Raw genomic sequence first — 15,977 nt, forward strand, 5'->3', positions numbered from 1 at the left:
CTGTTGAATCTGCCTTGACGCGAGCCGATTCAGGCAGATTCGACGCGGAGGCAGATTCGACGCTGCGGCGGATCGGCGCCTTGCCCGCGTCACCGGGGTTAGTCGAGGGTGGTGTGCTCCACGTTCATTAACCGGGTGTTTTCGAGGAGGTCGTTGAGTTCGGTTTCGTTGTAGGCTTCCGCGGGGCAGGCATATTCCAGAGTCATGGCCATGGGCTTGCTTGCGCTTGCAAAGGTTCGGAACCAGGCGGAGGAGCGCTTGGGTTGTCCGTCGGCGCTGGTGTACGTGGCGTCGGCACGCAGGGTGGATACTTTGGTGTCGCCGATTCCGCGGATGTCGGTGGACTCTTCGACGGTAAACACGGGGTCGGTGCTTTCGCTTGCGAGTGCGGTTTTCCAGTCGTCGGCTTGGCGTTGGCTTTCGGCGCGGTCGTCTGATTTGCCTTCGCTGGTGAAGGGCTGTTGTGTGGCCGTATAGCTACATCCGTTGGTGTGTTCGAGCTGTAGTTTGTTTTGTTCGTTGCGCGGTGCCATGGTCCAGCCGTCGAATACGAGTGGGAAGTTCCAGGCGGGCCCGCCGTCGTTGAGCGTTTGGTCGATGTAGGTGCCGCTGCTGGCCGCATTGCTCGTGCTGCTTGCGGATTGCGTCTTTTTCATTGTGGACAACACGGGTACGTTGTCTTCCGCGGGGTCGCTTTCCGCGCTGCAGCCTGCGAGGGTGAGCGTGGCGAGCGCGACTAGGCTCGTGGCCAGGGTTGACGCGGTGCGGAGTCGTCGGCGTTGCGCGTGCATGGGGGAGGCTCGTTCCTTTGCGGGTTGGCGGCTGCTTACGTCGGCAAAATAATTGGGCACAAGTTTACCGACGCCCAGCGCTGCCCCGAGCAGCGAATCGCAACGTTTGCTACTTCACAGCAACATTTTCGTTAGTTCGTGGGTTCGTTTTCGGTGGCGTTGAGGGTGGGGGTGACCCACTCGCGGAATTCGGTGGCGTCGTCGCCGACGAGCCGCAGCGCGTGCCTAATCAGCGCCGGCAATTCCGTGTTCGCTGATGTTTTCGCATTGGGCTCGATGGTGATGAGCCCGAGTTCGGAGCTGAGCTGCGTTTGCCAGTACCGTACGGCGACGATGGGTGGCATGCGGCGCGTCAGGAAGTCGAGTGCGGGTGGCCGGATTCGGCCGCCTTGAGCGCGGTAGCCCCGCAACCCTGACCGCATGCTTATCGACGCCGCGGTAAGCAACTCTATGTCCTGCGCGGCTTCGCGCACTCCACCAATCGGTTTGAGAACCATCACGCGCAATACCGATGCGATAATCGCATGGGTGTTCAGCCAATCGATCATGTAAGGCTCCCGTTTGACGGCCAAACCGGTGGCGGCGAACAATTCGTACACCTCGTCCGCGTGGGTGGCCGTGGCGTCTACCAGGGTGCCTTGTTGAGGGACTGGCATCCAGGTGATGGAACCGTCGTTGTTGCGCCGGCCGCCAATGCCTGGGAAGGCGAGCACCACCCGATCGTTGCCAAGACGCTTTGTGAGTTCGTCTAGCTGGTCGCCGAGGTGCATAAGGGGCACAATGATGCGGCATTCCAGCGTGTCTAGGGCGTCGAGCACCGGTTCGAGGTGGTGTGCCTGGAGGGCGAGGATTGCGACGTCGATAGGCGGGAGCTCGGTGAGGGTTGCGGTGGGTACGTGGACATGTTGCTTGCCGAAGTGTTTGACGTGCGAGTCGAGGCGGATGCCGTCCGGAAACGCGTTCGCGGTGCGGGTCACCAAGGTAACGTCCACGCCGGATTCGAACAATTGCGCGGCGTACACGCAGCCGATTTCGCCCGCGCCAATAACCGCGACTTTCGCGTCAGTGCGTTTCGAACGGCGCGCCACGGTGAACTCCTTGCGTCGAAAGGTGATGCAAGTTAAGTGTTACCGAGGCGCGTGGGCTCGTCAAGATTGGCCGTCCCGCCCGTTGGGTTCGTTGCGAGTGGCCTCCAGTGTGTTGAGGAAGTGTGTTTGAAGCTTGCGAGCGCTGCGGGAGCGTTGAAGGGTGGCGGCAATGGCGGCGAGGAGCGCCCCAACGAGGAGGAGCATGAGGCCGATGCCGCGTTCCCCGCCGACACCAATGAGCTGGCCAACGGTGGGTGCGAGGGCGCCGTCGGGCTGGAGGAGGGGATTGAACACGTGGTCGGCAAGCGGTCCGGCGAATGCGTATGCGATGAGGTAGCCGAGCTGGGAGATTAGCGACACGAGCCCCCAGATACGGCCTTGGGTTTCGTTGGGAATGGCGGCCCGGACGAGCACTTCGAGGCTGGTGTTGAGGACGGGCAGCGTCATGAAGAATGCGAACGCGAACACCGCGATCACAATGACGTTTGGTCGCGCGCCGATCCCGGCGACAGTGATGCCGGCGGCGAGCAACCCGAGCGAAAGATAACGTAGGTGATTGTTGCCGGTGCCCTTTGCGCCGATGATCCCGCTGGACACGAGCATGCCGCACGCCGCCGTTGACGTGAGCAGTCCGAGCGTGCGTTCGTCGGCGAGGTCAAGCACGAGCGGGGTAAACAGTGTCTGTACGAAGCCGATGCAGAACGTGACCAGGGTGATCAGATACAGCATTGTGAGGACGCCGCGCTCGTGCGCGAAAAACGCAACCCCGTCGCGGAATTGTTTCCAGAAGTTCTCCTCTTGGGTGGGGGTGGCGCTGGCGATGGTGCGCCACACGAAGACCATGGCCAGAATCGTGGTGCACATGGTGCAGATGTCTATTGTGATGAGCAGTGTGATGTTGAACCGGGCGAGCAGCATGCCGCCGAGCGCCGGGGCGATGAGGTATTGGCTTGCGGAGGCGAGCTGCACCATGCCGCCGGCGCGGGCGTATTCCTCCGGTGTGAGGAGATCGGAAACGGTGGCCCGGTAGGCGGGCTCCATCACGGATTGGCAAACGGAGCTCAATGCGACGCAGGCGCACAGGACAGCCACCGACGCCTGTTGGTGTAGTGCGATGAGCAGCAGGAACAGGCCGCTTGCGGAGCTAGCGTCACCCAGGATCATGACGATGCGCCGGTCGAACCGGTCCGCAATTACTCCACCGAATGGGGCGAGGAGTACTGACGGTAGGAAGCTGGCCATGGCGATCATGGCGACGGGCGTTGTCAACCCGGTGAGGTGGTAGACATACACGCCGAGTCCGAACGCGGTGAGTCCGTTGCCGGTGCGTGCGATGAATTGCGCGGCCCAAATGAGAAGGAATGTTTGAAACCCTGAGCGGTGGGTGCGCGGCGGAGTCTGCGAGTTCATTGTTGATCGTCCTCGAGTTTGAGGTGGTGTGCTAGCTCCAGCATACGCCTCAACCGACCGTCGGTCGAGTGTCTTTAAGGGCCGACCAACGTAGGGGAGTTGCGCGAACCTAGGGGTGGGGCGGCGGTTTTGTGTCAAAATTGGAGGTAGAACGTGCCGCGCCGGGCGTGGAGCTGGGACGACCGCGGCACCGAGGTTGGAAGGGAGTGGGTCCACATGTTCAATCCGGAGTACTGGCCGCACGCGGGACTTTCCATCAGTGTGGGGCACATGCGGCTGTGTTGGGCGACCGACGACATGCTTGCCACACTGGCCGAAGTCGCAGCTGAGGGCGATCAGCCGCCGCAGGAACATCCGTTCCATTCGGAGTGGTCGTTGTCGAGTCCAGAGGACCGCGCCAGGTGGGTTTTGCAGCAGCAGTGGAAGCATCGCGGCAACGTTACGGAAGGCGTGCTGAACTTCCAGCTTGCCGTGCTGTATAAGGACGAGCCGGTCGGGTTGCAAATCGCGCGCAGTGTCGATTGGCCAACCACGCGAGTAGCGGAGACTGGTTCCTGGCTTGGGCATCAATACCAGCGTCGCGGTTGGGGAACACAGATGCGCGCGCTCATTTGTGAACTTTTGTTCCAAGGGTTCGACGCGCTCGAGGTGCACTCCGCGGCGTTCGTGGATAATCCCGGGGCGCTCGGCGTGTCCCGTAAGCTGGGATTTTTCCCTAATGGCAGCACGTGGGCGGACCGTGCTGGGGAGCGCGTCGAGGTGGAGCGTTACCGCCTGCCGCGCGATAAGTGGATGCAGCGCCGCCTGGAGGCATTTCCGGCACCCGTTCGAATGGAAGGCGTCGAAGCTGTGCGCGAACGCTGGGGCCTTTAGCGGGCCCACGGCCCAGCGTCCCGACGCCTCGCCCGCAACCGCATCGTCGCAGTTCATCGCGTGATTTGCGTAGATTGATGCGGTTGCGTATATTTCTGTGAAGTCGCATCAACCGAGTGTTGTGGCGACAAGCTCCCATCGTCTAGGGGCCTAGGACACCGCCCTTTCACGGCGGCGACACGGGTTCGAATCCCGTTGGGAGTGCAAAACGAGCCGGCTTCGGCAAGTTTTTATGGCCCTGTGGCGCAGTTGGTTAGCGCGCCGCCCTGTCACGGCGGAGGTCGCGGGTTCGAGCCCCGTCAGGGTCGCAATGAAAGTATGGAGGGCGTGAATATCCCAAGGGATTCACGCCCTCCATACTTATTTGTATCCACCCCCGATCTATAACCAGCCGTTTTCCTCGGCGGTTCGCACCGCCTCGTAGTGGTTTCTAGCTTGGGTTTTTGTGATGATGGTGGACAAATGATTACGCACAGTCCCGGGAGATAAGTGCAGGGTACGGGCGATTTCTGCGGTGGAGCTTCCCGTCACGGCGGCGCGACATATTTCTATTTCACGGTTAGTTAGTGGGTTTTCGGGGAGAAAAAGGGACTGCTCCGCCAGATCGGGATCGATGGCGCGGTAGCCGCTGTGCACACGGCGGATGGCATCGGCGAGTGCCGCGGGTGGGGTGTCTTTGACCAGGAATCCGCGCGCGCCTGCTTCGATGGCGCGTTTGAGGTAGCCGGGCCTACCGAATGTGGTCACGATGATGGCGGCGCACTCGGGCACCGCCGCGTGGAGGGCTGCCGTGGCGGCGATGCCGTCGAGCCCTGGCATTTCGATGTCAATGAGGGCAACGTTGGCACCGCTTGTTCGGGCGGTGTCCACAAGGGCGGTGCCGTCGCCTATCTCGGCGACGATGGTGAGGTCCTTTTCAAGTCCGAGCAGGGCTGCGAGGGCGCCGCGTACGAGGGCTTGGTCGTCGGCGATAAGGACGTTGATCATGGCTGCTCCAGGATGATATCTATGGTGGTTCCGCGGGTTTCGGAGCGGATGTCCAGGGTGCCGCCCGCTTCCGTGATCCGCTGGTGGAGCCCGGTGAGGCCGTTGCCGTGGGTGGCGGTGCCGATGCCGCGGCCGTCGTCACGCACGGTCAGGCGGGTGGGGGTAATGGTGATGGCGACGTGGCGGGCACCGGAGTGCCTCATGATGTTCGTGGTAGCTTCGCGCAGCGCCCAGGCGAAGATTCGATTGGTGGCGGTGGGCAGCTCGCCAGCATGAACAAGTGCATCAACGGTGGGGGTGATGTGGGCGGCTTTGAGGGCTTGGGTCGCGGCGGTGAGTTCGGTGTCAAGGGAGGGGGCGCGCAGTCCGGTGACGGTGGATCGGACCTCGGTGAGGGCGTTGCGACTGAGTTGGGTGATGTCCGTGATTTCGGTGGCGGCGCGCGCGGGGTCGAGCTCGAGGAGTTTTGCTGCGAGTTCGGATTTAAGGTTGATGACGGTCAGCGTGTGGCCGAGAATGTCGTGGACATCACGGGCAACGCGTTCGCGTTCCGTGGCGATGGTAAGTTGCTGTTCCATGACGTGGTGGCGTTCGCTGAGTTCGGTGCCGTAGCGCATGAGTGCAAGGGAGGCGAACGCAGCGGTAATGATGGCGTTTTGGTGCCAGGAATTTTCACTGATGATCGTCCCGATGAGGAAGCCGGATCCGACCGCCAGGATGAGCGACAACCCGATGCGCAGTGTGGTGCGAAATGCGGCGACCGCGACAACGTACGGCAGGAGGACGGCGACGCTGGGGGACCCCACGAGGAAGAAACACGCCAGCGTCACTAGGGCGAGCGCCCCGACCCACATGCTTGTCGACGCCCTCGTGGCCCGGGCAATGTAGGAAAAGCTGAGGATGTACAGGGCGACGAACGCAGCCAGCAGCATGTAGGCGAATATTTTTGTGACTGCGCTCAAGTGTGGGGCGGTTGCGACATCAACGATGAAGTAGATGAGAAAAACCGTCCACACGCTTGCTTGGAGCATGTATCTCAGGGTCACAGTGTTCACCCTAGTTGGTCTTTTAGGCGAGGCGCCCATGATCTCGCCGCCAGAGCAGGACGTTCACTCCAGCGAACACTAGTGTCCATCCCGCTATGTTGGCGAGCGCGTACCACAGGGGATCGGTGACGCTGAAGGGGGCGTCGCTCAGCGCTTGGAAGCCGTGCGTGAGTGGGAAACGGGCGAGGGCAGTGCTCCCGTACAGGGGACTAAACCTGCCGATGCTGAGGATAGTTTCGGACAGCGGCGCGAAACTATTGCCGAGAAACGACAGCGGCACGATGCACCCTGTGGCGATGGAAACTGCGCCGTGTGAGCGAAATGCGGTACCGAACGCTAGTCCGTACAGGCTAAAAGGTACGCACGCCGCGACTGTCAGCGCCGCGGTGATTACCCAGGTTGCGGCGGGTAACGACGCCCCGCTTACCCACCCGCACATGAACACAGCGGCGACGGGGAGGCAGATGCGCAACGAAGTGACCGCCACATGGGTGACGAGTCGCTGCCAGGTACGCAACGGCGTGAGGGCGAGTTGGCGCTGCCAGCCGGAGGTTTCGTCAAGGACGATGCCGCCGACGGAGCTCACGGCGCCGGTGATTCCGCCGTAGATGGCCATGCCGATCATGGAGTAGGCGAGGATGTTGCCGTCGCCAATCGGTTGGTCGCTGGTTACATTGGTGGAGTCGAGCACCAAGTACAAAAGCACCGGCAGGACGATCGAAAAGAACAGCGGGGAGCGGTCCTTGAGCATGCGCCGGATCTCCAGGTTGATATAGCGAGCGAGGTTCATTGCATTACTCCATGCGTGTGATTCAGGGCGAGGAATACGTCTTCGAGCGTTGACTGACTGATAGCGACGTCGCGAGCAGGCGTACTGGTGAACAAATACCGCGCCAGGGCATCGGAATCATGCGTGTGGAAAACCGTTCGGTTACCGTTGTGGCTTACGGATTGCACGCCGGGGACGGAAGTAGCGTCGAACCCCGAAGGCAAACTCACCGTGACGGTGTGCCCGCCGGCGAGTGCACGAACCTCATTGGTCGGGCCGTCCGCGATGACCTTGCCGCTGCTGAGCATCACAATCCGGTGGGCAAAATTCTGCGCTTCCTCTAGGTAGTGAGTGGCAAAGAGGATCGTTTTGCCGTGCTCGGATTGCAGTTGCATGGTGTCCCAAAACTCGTGTCGCGCGCCGGTATCCATGCCGGCGGTGGGCTCGTCGAGGATCAGCAGGTCTGGATCCGGCAGTAGTGCAAGCGCGAATCGGAGCCGCTGTTGCTCACCGCCGGAGCATTGCCCCACCTTGCGGTTCGCAATAGTTCGCAGATGAGTGCGATCGAGCAGCGTTTCTGTAGGTTCCGGTTTGGGGAACGTGGTAGCGATAAGTTCGATAGTTTCCCGAACCGTGAGGTTCCCCAATAAACCGCCGCTCTGCAGCACCGCGCCAACGTTCGCATCGTGGATAGCCTGCCGTGGCGTGCGCCCGAATACTGCCAGTGCGCCACTTGTTGGGGTGGTTAGCCCCAGGATCATATCGATCAGGGTGCTTTTCCCCGCGCCGTTGTGCCCGAGCAACGCGACTATTTCGCCATCGCTGATGGTGAGGTTCACTCTGTCAACGGCGTTGAAGTCCCTGGCGCCATCCGAGAAGGTTTTCACCAGGTTGTCGGTATGTATCGCTGTGGTGCTCATGCTTTCAGCTTCCGCCTGCGAGGGGGCCCGGATGAAGCCTAAAAGTCATGTTTTTCGGATGACAATTGTCATCTGTTTGCCCCGGTATTCCTTCCTTCCTTAGCCGCGGCTATTCATGCTGTGAGCGTCGTCTTTATGTAACGTCCCGCCCCGATCGCAAACAAACACGCTGACATGCTGATTTGCGCGGTTGAAAGAAGTCTCTGTATAGTTACATCCCGTGCACAGCGCGGCTGGTTGGAAGGCCGCCAAGGTTGCTGCACGGCCCTGTGGCGCAGTTGGTTAGCGCGCCGCCCTGTCACGGCGGAGGTCGCGGGTTCGAGCCCCGTCAGGGTCGCTGAGTGTGTTGTAGCACTCTGGCCAGATAGCTCAGTCGGTAGAGCGTCCGCCTGAAAAGTGGAAGGTCACCAGTTCGATCCTGGTTCTGGCCACAAACCCCAGCATTGAACGGTGTTGGGGTTTTTGCTCTGTTCGGGTAAAATTAGCGTTTTCATTCGCGGGTGTTGGTTTCACTGCCCAAGGACTAGAGAACGGTGTGCGCCAGATGAACGATGAACAGCAAACTCCAGACGTGTACGTGACTCACGACGCCCCAAGCTCGCGTTTCCTCCTGACCGTCGACGGGACCGAAGCGGGCTTTGCGGAGTACACCCTCGTGCCGATCGGCCACGGTAACGCCGCTCGGGATTTTCACCACACGGAAATTTACCCCCAATTCCGAGGACACGGGTATGCGAATCCGTTGGTGAAGGCGGCACTGAACGCCACTCGGGTTGCGGGCCTGAAGGTGCAGCCCACGTGTTCGGCCGTGAGCCACTTTATTGTGAAAAACCCCGAGTTTGCAGACCTTGTCGTTCCCGGCTCCTAACCAGCTGCTAACTGCCTGCGCCCATAAGCGCGAGCAGGTTTTCAGTGCATCCCGTGACGGTAACCGCTGGTGCATCCTCGTACCCGGCGCGGTATCGCTCGCGCGTGAGTACGGCTAGCGTTCCAGGAATGAGTTTGCTTTCGGGGCCGGCGGGCAGTTTCGTGTCCTCAGTTTTTTGATACCCCAGCTTCGCGCTCACGCGTGCCGACGCCGCGTTGCTTAGCATCCAGCCTGACTCAATCCGTTCCGCGCCTAAGTGTTCGAAGCAAAACGCCGCGACCCCGTGGCGAACAAGCGTTCCATACCCTTGCCCTTGATGGCGGTAAAGGTTCCACGAACCGGTAGCGACGGCGCGTCGAGAGGCAAACTCGGTTGCCCGCAAATCAGCAACCCCGATGAGCTCGGTGCCGTCGTATACCGCCATGTCCAGGGACCACGTTGCCGGCTGAAATGTCGCGCGGTTCAGCCACCGGTATTGGGCACTGTTGCGGGCGCGGTCCGGCGGGGCGTTAAAGATCCAAGGGAAGGCGTGTTTGGGAATTTCTGGTCCGTACACATCTTCGGGTGAGACGTCGGCGATCAGCGCAATGTCCGCGTCGGTCATCCCGCGCAATTCAATGCGACGTCCCGCCCCGGCCACCTCGATGCGCAACCCGAATGGCGGCCACAACGTCGCTAGTGAATCCATGTGCTAAATTCCTGCCCCGCGTTCGCGGGCGACATAAGCGTCTGGATCCACCAGCTTGACGCATTCGTCCTGGTGCCTGGGCCTGCTCTTCGCCGGAATGCCCACCGCAATGTGGTTCGCGGGCACGTCTTTGGTTACCACCGCGTTCGCGCCAATTGCGCTGCCTTCGCCGATGGTAATCGGGCCGAGAACCTTCGCACCCGCGCCGACCGTCACGTTATCTTGCAGGGTCGGGTGGCGCTTCGTCTGGGTAAGTACCTGGCCGCCGAGGGTGACACCGTGATACAGCATCACTCCGTCACCGATCTCGGCGGTTTCGCCGATGACCACCCCCATGCCGTGGTCGATGAAGAAGCGGCGGCCGATTGTTGCCCCCGGATGAATCTCCACGCCCGTAGCGAACCTCGTAAACTGCGCGAGGATGCGGGCCGGGCCCTTGAACCCGCGCACCCACAACGCGTGCGCAACACGGTGCGACCAAATCGCATGCAAACCCGAATAAACGATAGCGTTTTCGACATCGCCGCGAGCTGCGGGATCGTGTTCACGGGCGTTGGCAAGGTCTTCACGGAGCATCGAAAGCAATCGGTACATAAGGCATCATCCTAGCAGCGCACGCTGGGCGCTGTCGCGGCGTCGAAAAGCCAACAACCAGCGGCAACAAGCGTGCAGAGAGGGCAAGTGCGGGCGGGGCGTTACTTGCGGATATCGTCAAACAGCACGGTGGAAACGTAGCGCTCGCCATAATCGCACGCCACCGTCACAATCGTCTTACCAGCGTTTTCCTCCAACGCCGCGAGCTTCAGCGCCACATGAATGTTTGCGCCCGTTGAAATGCCGCCCAAAATGCCTTCCGACGCCCCGAGCGCGCGCGCCGCCGCAATTGCGTCCTCGTTGGAAACGGTAAAAATGTCATCAATGACCTTGCGGTCAAGCACCTCGGGAATGAAGTTCGCCCCGATCCCCTGAATCTTGTGGGGGCCCGCCTTGCCCGTAGTGAGCAGGGCAGAATCCGCCGGCTCTACGCCGACTATCTGCACGTCGGGCTTGCGCTCCTTCAACACGCGGCCCACGCCAGACACCGTGCCGCCGGTGCCAAAACCCGCGACGAAAATATCCACATTGCCGTCCGTGTCGGACCAAATTTCCTCGGCGGTGGTCGCCCGGTGAATCGCGGGATTCGCGGGGTTGGCAAACTGGCGTGCGAGTACTGCGCCGTCGCGCGTCTCGACGATCTCGTTCGCCTTATCTACCGCGCCCTGCATGCCGGCAGACCCTGGAGTCAGGAAAATTTCTGCCCCGTAGCCACGCAACATCACGCGGCGCTCCAGCGACATCGTCTCCGGCATGGTCAACACCACCTTGTAGCCGCGGGCGGCGCCTACCATCGCCAACGCGATACCAGTGTTGCCCGATGTTGCCTCCACAATGGTGCCGCCGGGCTTGAGGGAACCGTCGGCCTCGGCAGCATCGATAATCGCTCGGCCGATGCGGTCCTTGACGCTATTGGCGGGGTTAAAAAACTCCAATTTCACAAGCACGTCCGCCGGCAATCCTTCCGCAAGCCTGTTTAAACGAACCAGGGGAGTATTGCCGATAGTTTCAGTGATGTTGGCGTGAATACGTGCCATGAACAACTCCTTGCAGCACAAACGAACAGCGCGCACCAGCAAACAATGCCCATGCGCAACGACTACAGCAAAGGATACATGTGGATGCCGGTAAAATCTAGACTAGGCGGTCTGAAAGCTGGTCTATTTCCCGGTGGTTGGGGGTAGCCGCCGGGATCGCCGGCCGTGGTTTGGGTGAGTTGGTTTAGGTGGCGGAAGGTGCGGTCGGCAGAGCGGGCGGTAGTTCTGGTAGAAGCGGGCGGTAGTTCTGGTAGATCAGGCAGATTCGACACCGGGACCTGCAGGGGGCGCTGATTGCCGAGGTGGTGGAAACCGCCCTGCAGAATCTGCCTTAAGGCAGATTTGACACCCGCCGGCTACTTGGTGGTTTTCCCAGGTGGTCGGGGTGGTTCACGGTGCTGCTCGGTTAGACATCAGGCAGATTCGACACCGGGACCTGTAGGGGCGCTGATTGCCGAGGTGGTGGAAACCGCCCTGCGGAATCTGCCTGAGGCAGATTTGACACCCGCCGGCCACCTGGTGGTTTCCCCAGGTTGACGGGGTGGTTCACGGTGCGGCCGAGCCAAGCATCAGGCAGATTCGACACCCGCCACGCGCCCAGTGAGTTCCCCAGGATATGGGCGTGGTACGTGGGGTTTGGAAATTGAACATGCCCGCGGCGGGGCGTTCGGGCGCACTTCGCGGGGAGTGTGTTGCTGGGCCGGTGTTATCCGAAGGGGCGGGGCCCAGGTTGTGGTGCCCGTGAAGGGGCACGTTCCTCGCGATCCGAACGATGCCTATCCGCGGGCATGGTCGGCGCTGCAACTTTCCTTTTGCATTGGGTGGGTCAACGTTGGCGCTGTTGAGTCTCACGAAAGGGTGCCGCCTTTGGTAGGTGTGGCGCCAAGTTGCTGACTTTCCAATGAAGTCGGGTGAAGTTGTAGCACAACTGCCAGGTATCGGACTTCCGGCTGGCCGTGTGCGCGGATGCTCACGTGGCTGACTGGTTACCGTTGCGGGACAGTTCCAGATTTGCACTGGATTCCCTGGGGCTCCGCCCGGGTTGATGCCTTGTTGGGGGCTCGCTCGCGCGGATCAGTTGCGTTCTTAAGAATAGCTGGTTTTCGTGTGGCTTGTGTTGCGGGGGAGGTTTCGAGGGGCACCGCGAACTTTTGAAAATGCGGCTTCACCAGTGTTTTTGTTCGAGGTTCGCGCGGCGTTAACGCGTTGCCCGTACGCGTGCTGTTGGGCCGTCATCGCACGGCTTTCGACGCCCGTCTGTCCACCGCAGCCTCGCCGCTGCGGCGCTGTCGCGAGCCTCCGCAACGTGATATTGATTACGCTGTGTCCATCCTTTGAGATTTTGAAACTCAATAACGTTAATCGGGACGGCGGAAAGTGGTATCAAACTGAATGCCGATACTAAGGGCACGGCGTATTGGCGAACGTGTTTTAAATTTGTCTGGTAGTGGCTCGAAGCTTTGTCGGTTTAGTCTGGGTCCACCTGCAGAGATGCTGCGTTGTTCTACAATTCACCCCCGCGATCCACATGGATAATAGCTGAAACTTGTGATGCAATGGAAAAATATGGGGGCACCTTTTAAGGGGGAGATTTTCGATTTTGATAGCCTCCGGTTACCCCTATTGCAAAACCAAATGGGCAGCGCCGCCGGAAAATCTTGGCAAAAAGGGACTATGCGCACCCCCGGTATGGCGTTATACTTCACCTCTAAGAGTTTTCTTATGTTCGATGCGGGTGTGCTTGCTTGCGGCGTCTGCGTTGGTTTTCGGGAATGCCGGGATACCGACACGATCGGTGTTGCCGAAACCACTTGGGCCACTGGGTTCACGGGTGCCGTTGGCGGTTGGGCGCGTATCGGAGTGTGCGGAAATGTCGACAACATCGAGGTCAGCGAGGCGTGCCGGTACGCCTCGTGATTGTTGCAGGAGGTAAGTGTGGATTCTCAGCGCATCAAGGATGATGAGGATGCGATCCGGGCGGCGTTGACGTCGCTGAAGACCGCGACGGGGATTCCCGTAACAATGTTTGCTACTGCGTTGCCTGACGGGCGGTTGCAGATTGGCGCTTGGGTTGGGTTGCGGACCCCGGCGCTGCAGAACCTCATTATCGAGGCTGGGTGCGGTGTCGGCGGCCGGGTGATGACCACCCGCCGGCCGGTGGGCGTGAGCGATTACACGCGCGCGAACGTGATTAGCCACGAGTATGACAACGTCATCCAGGATGAGGGTCTGTTTTCGATTGTGGCGGTGCCTGTGATCGTGCAACGAGAGGTGCGCGGCGTGTTGTATGTGGGGGTGCATTCCCCGGTGCGACTGGGGGATAAGGTGATCGAGGAGGTCACCATGACGGCCCGTAGCTTGGAGCAGGATCTTGCGGTGAATGCGGCGTTCCGGCGCGCGGACGGGGGGCGTTCGGGTGCGTTGAAGTCGGGTCGGGTGATGAATGGCGCGGAGTGGGAGCAGGTTCGTTCGACGCATTCCAAGTTGCGCATGCTTGCGAACCGCGTGGGCGACGAGGATTTGCGCAAGGAGTTGGAGGAGCTGTGCGACCAGATGGTGACGCCTGTCCGCGTCAAGCAGACCACCAAGTTGAGCGCCCGAGAGTTGGATGTGTTGGCGTGCGTGGCGCTGGGGCACACCAACGTAGAGGCCGCCGAGGAGATGGGTATTGGCGCGGAAACCGTGAAGAGTTACTTGCGTTCGGTGATGCGTAAGCTGGGTGCGCACACTCGCTACGAGGCCGTCAACGCTGCTCGCCGCATCGGCGCGTTGCCGTAACGCTTGTGCTTATCGACGCCCCGGTGCTGCCGCGGCGTCGATAAGCGTTACCGTTCGCCGCCGGGGATCCATTGAATGTCTTCGCCGTTGTTTTCTATACGGGCGAGTATGAAAAGGAGATCGCTGAGGCGGTTCAGGTAGGTCGCGGGGAGGGTCGTCGTGGAGTCCGGGAAGGCGCGGACGGCGGCCCAGGATGCACGTTCGGCGCGCCGGACAATCGTTCGTGCGGTGTGGAGCAGTGCGGAGGCGGGGGTGCCTCCCGGGAGGATGAAGGACGAGAGTTTCGGCAGGTTGGCGTTGAAGCGGTCACAATCCTGCTCCAGCCGATCAATGTATTCCTGTTCGATGCGTAGGGGCGGGTACTTCGGGTTGTCTTCGAGTGGTGTCGCTAAGTCGGCGCCTGCGTCGAACAGCTCGTTTTGCACGCGGCGGAGGACGGCGGCGACGTCGTTTGAGGGTGCGCCCAATGCGAGCACTTGACCGATCGCGCTGTTTGCTTCGTCGCAATCGGCGTACGCCACGAGCCGCGGATCGTCTTTGGGTACACGTTCGAATGAGGCGAGTGCGGTGGTGCCGTCGTCGCCCGTGCGTGTGTAAATCTTTGTTAAGTGCACAGCCATACCTTCACGCTACTAGTGTAGGAGTGGTGAAAGAACGTTTTTTGGTAACCGGAGGGACTCGGCTACAGGGCACGGTGCAGGTTTCTGGCGCCAAAAACAGTGTGCTGAAGCTGATGGCGGCGGCGTTGTTGGCGGAGGGTGTCACCACCATCCATAACTGCCCCGAGATTTACGATGTGAAGCTGATGCGCGCGGTGCTGGAGGGGCTCGGGTGCGATGTGTATATTCGCGGCACGACGGTGTATATCAATACGCCGGCTGAGCTGCGTCGTAACGCGGATTTCGAGGCGGTGCGTCAGTTCCGCGCCAGCGTGTGTGTGTTGGGTCCGCTAACGGCGCGTTGTAAGGGCGCGGTGGTGGCGTTGCCGGGCGGCGATGCGATTGGCAGCCGCCCGCTGGACATGCACCAAACGGGGCTGGAAACCATGGGGGCGACCACCCACATCAGCCACGGTTGCTTGGTCGCCGAGGCGGACAAGTTGGTGGGCGCGAATATTCGTTTGGACTTCCCGTCTGTGGGGGCGACGGAGAATATTCTGACCGCTGCGGTGCTGGCGGAGGGGGAGACGGAGCTGGATAATGCCGCCCGCGAGCCGGAGATTGTTGATCTGTGCGACATGCTCAACGCGATGGGCGCGGATATCACTGGCGCGGGTACGAATACCATTAGGATCCGTGGCGTTGAGAAGCTACACCCCACGGAGCACCACGTCATCGGGGACCGCATTGTGGCTGGTACCTGGGCGTATGCGGCGGCGATGACGCGTGGCGACGTCACCGTGGTGGGCGTTCCCCCGCAGTTGCTGCACCTGCCGCTGGAGATGCTCAAGGTGACCGGCGCGGAGGTGGAAACCTATGAAACGGGTTTTCGTGTGACCATGAATTCTCGGCCGCGCGCGTTGCGCAATTTTGGCACGTTGCCGTACCCGGGGTTCCCTACGGACTTGCAGCCGATGGCGATTGGGTTGGCCGCGGTGGCTGACGGCATGACCACGATTACCGAAAACGTATTTGAGGCGCGGTTCCGTTTTGTGGAGGAGATGCAGCGCTTGGGTGCCGACATTTTCACCGACGGCCACTACGTGCACATTCGTGGCGTGGAGCAGCTTTCCTCGACGCCGGTGTGGAGCTCCGATATTCGCGCTGGGGCGGGTTTGGTGCTCGCCGGGTTGTGCGCGGACGGGGTGACGGAAGTGCACGATGTGGAGCACATTGATCGGGGCTACCCGCACTTTGTGTCCGCACTGAACGCTCTAGGCGCACACGTGGAACGCGTGTAAGACGCTTTTCGACGCCTCTCAAGGCCCCCAAATAAACCCCCATTACGCTGGGGGTTTGTTGGTTTGTGGTGGGGTGTGTAGATTTAGTCGGGTCGCTGTGGCAGGGGCTGGAGTTTGGTTCTGGTTGTTGTTGTGGTTTGGCTGTGTTGTTTGAGAACTCGATAGTGTGTCGTTTTTTTGTTTTGTTGTTGTTGGCTGGTTGTGGCTGTTTGTTGTGGTTGGTTGCTG

At 60.8% G+C, this 15,977-nt stretch carries 16 protein-coding genes, 4 tRNA genes and 1 riboswitch; of the genes, 9 read left to right on the forward strand and 11 right to left on the reverse strand.

Annotated features, from left to right (window positions below; all coding sequences use genetic code 11):
* Positions 1-98 precede the first annotated feature (98 nt).
* The 3 genes from Q4D83_RS06825 to Q4D83_RS06835 all read right to left on the reverse strand — a co-directional run bounded on the left by Q4D83_RS06825 (position 99) and on the right by Q4D83_RS06835 (position 3,289).
* On the reverse strand, positions 99-791 hold the full coding sequence (locus Q4D83_RS06825) for a hypothetical protein (protein WP_303174126.1): 693 nt from the start codon (positions 789-791) through the stop codon (positions 99-101).
* A gap of 131 nt (positions 792-922) precedes the next feature.
* On the reverse strand, positions 923-1,879 hold the full coding sequence (locus tag Q4D83_RS06830) for a ketopantoate reductase family protein (RefSeq protein WP_303174128.1): 957 nt from the start codon (positions 1,877-1,879) through the stop codon (positions 923-925).
* Positions 1,880-1,939: 60 nt separating this feature from the next.
* Entirely contained in the window at positions 1,940-3,289 is a 1,350-nt protein-coding gene (locus Q4D83_RS06835; RefSeq protein ID WP_303174129.1) for an MFS transporter, read from the reverse strand.
* Positions 3,290-3,442: 153 nt separating this feature from the next.
* On the opposite strand from Q4D83_RS06835, the gene Q4D83_RS06840 reads away from it, so the two are divergent.
* From Q4D83_RS06840 to Q4D83_RS06850, 3 genes are all read left to right on the forward strand, one after another.
* A complete protein-coding gene (locus tag Q4D83_RS06840) occupies positions 3,443-4,162 on the forward strand; it encodes a GNAT family N-acetyltransferase (RefSeq protein ID WP_303174130.1) in 720 nt (239 codons plus the stop codon).
* A gap of 131 nt (positions 4,163-4,293) precedes the next feature.
* Positions 4,294-4,366, forward strand: a tRNA-Glu gene (locus Q4D83_RS06845).
* A 30-nt stretch (positions 4,367-4,396) separates the two neighbouring features.
* Positions 4,397-4,470, forward strand: a tRNA-Asp gene (locus Q4D83_RS06850).
* A 73-nt stretch (positions 4,471-4,543) separates the two neighbouring features.
* Here Q4D83_RS06850 and Q4D83_RS06855 read toward each other — a convergent pair.
* Genes Q4D83_RS06855 through Q4D83_RS06870 form a run of 4 tightly spaced genes read right to left on the reverse strand, consistent with a single transcriptional unit; the run spans position 4,544 to position 7,884 of the window.
* Positions 4,544-5,149: a response regulator gene (locus Q4D83_RS06855; protein ID WP_303174132.1), complete on the reverse strand. Its 606-nt coding sequence runs from the start codon at positions 5,147-5,149 to the stop codon at positions 4,544-4,546.
* Entirely contained in the window at positions 5,146-6,195 is a 1,050-nt protein-coding gene (locus Q4D83_RS06860; RefSeq protein WP_303174133.1) for a sensor histidine kinase, read from the reverse strand. The genes Q4D83_RS06855 and Q4D83_RS06860 overlap by 4 nt, the downstream gene beginning before the upstream one ends.
* Before the next feature lie 22 nt (positions 6,196-6,217).
* Positions 6,218-6,985, reverse strand: coding sequence for an ABC transporter permease (locus Q4D83_RS06865; protein WP_303174135.1), 768 nt, complete (start codon positions 6,983-6,985; stop codon positions 6,218-6,220).
* Positions 6,982-7,884 (reverse strand): ABC transporter ATP-binding protein, encoded by a 903-nt coding sequence (locus tag Q4D83_RS06870; RefSeq protein ID WP_303174137.1) that lies wholly within the window; start codon positions 7,882-7,884, stop codon positions 6,982-6,984. Before Q4D83_RS06870 ends, Q4D83_RS06865 begins: the two co-directional genes overlap by 4 nt.
* Positions 7,885-8,147: 263 nt before the next feature.
* On the opposite strand from Q4D83_RS06870, the gene Q4D83_RS06875 reads away from it, so the two are divergent.
* The 3 genes from Q4D83_RS06875 (at position 8,148) to Q4D83_RS06885 (ending at position 8,752) form a co-directional block, all read left to right on the forward strand.
* Positions 8,148-8,221: transfer RNA gene (locus Q4D83_RS06875), tRNA-Asp, on the forward strand.
* A 21-nt stretch (positions 8,222-8,242) separates the two neighbouring features.
* Positions 8,243-8,315: transfer RNA gene (locus tag Q4D83_RS06880), tRNA-Phe, on the forward strand.
* A gap of 113 nt (positions 8,316-8,428) precedes the next feature.
* Positions 8,429-8,752 carry a GNAT family N-acetyltransferase gene (locus Q4D83_RS06885; protein ID WP_303174138.1) on the forward strand — a complete coding sequence of 108 codons (324 nt, stop codon included), beginning with the start codon at positions 8,429-8,431 and terminating at the stop codon, positions 8,750-8,752.
* Between the two features lie 7 nt (positions 8,753-8,759).
* Here the strand turns inward: Q4D83_RS06885 and Q4D83_RS06890 are convergent, their stop codons facing one another.
* From Q4D83_RS06890 to cysK, 3 genes are all read right to left on the reverse strand, one after another.
* On the reverse strand, positions 8,760-9,440 hold the full coding sequence (locus Q4D83_RS06890) for a GNAT family N-acetyltransferase (protein ID WP_303174140.1): 681 nt from the start codon (positions 9,438-9,440) through the stop codon (positions 8,760-8,762).
* A 3-nt stretch (positions 9,441-9,443) separates the two neighbouring features.
* Positions 9,444-10,034, reverse strand: a complete 591-nt coding sequence (gene epsC, locus Q4D83_RS06895; RefSeq protein ID WP_303174141.1) for a serine O-acetyltransferase EpsC — start codon at positions 10,032-10,034, stop codon at positions 9,444-9,446.
* 101 nt (positions 10,035-10,135) lie between these two features.
* Entirely contained in the window at positions 10,136-11,071 is a 936-nt protein-coding gene (gene cysK, locus Q4D83_RS06900) for a cysteine synthase A (RefSeq protein ID WP_303174142.1), read from the reverse strand.
* A 912-nt stretch (positions 11,072-11,983) separates the two neighbouring features.
* Positions 11,984-12,164, reverse strand: a riboswitch (cobalamin riboswitch).
* Positions 12,165-12,637: 473 nt separating this feature from the next.
* Here cysK and Q4D83_RS06905 point away from each other — a divergent pair.
* Both Q4D83_RS06905 and ramA read left to right on the forward strand, forming a co-directional pair.
* The gene (locus Q4D83_RS06905) at positions 12,638-12,988 is read left to right on the forward strand and encodes a hypothetical protein (RefSeq protein WP_303174143.1); all 351 of its coding nucleotides are present in this window, start codon (positions 12,638-12,640) and stop codon (positions 12,986-12,988) included.
* 18 nt (positions 12,989-13,006) lie between these two features.
* The gene (gene ramA, locus Q4D83_RS06910; RefSeq protein WP_303174144.1) at positions 13,007-13,849 is read left to right on the forward strand and encodes an acetate metabolism transcriptional regulator RamA; all 843 of its coding nucleotides are present in this window, start codon (positions 13,007-13,009) and stop codon (positions 13,847-13,849) included.
* 47 nt (positions 13,850-13,896) lie between these two features.
* On the opposite strand, the gene Q4D83_RS06915 is transcribed toward ramA, so the two are convergent.
* Positions 13,897-14,469: a cob(I)yrinic acid a,c-diamide adenosyltransferase gene (locus Q4D83_RS06915; protein ID WP_303174145.1), complete on the reverse strand. Its 573-nt coding sequence runs from the start codon at positions 14,467-14,469 to the stop codon at positions 13,897-13,899.
* Between the two features lie 26 nt (positions 14,470-14,495).
* On the opposite strand from Q4D83_RS06915, the gene murA reads away from it, so the two are divergent.
* Positions 14,496-15,749: a UDP-N-acetylglucosamine 1-carboxyvinyltransferase gene (gene murA / locus Q4D83_RS06920; RefSeq protein WP_303174147.1), complete on the forward strand. Its 1,254-nt coding sequence runs from the start codon at positions 14,496-14,498 to the stop codon at positions 15,747-15,749.
* The last annotated feature ends 228 nt before the right edge of the window (positions 15,750-15,977 follow it).

This window comes from Corynebacterium sp., from assembly GCF_030532715.1.
In the GTDB taxonomy this organism is placed as follows: Bacteria; Actinomycetota; Actinomycetes; order Mycobacteriales; family Mycobacteriaceae; genus Corynebacterium.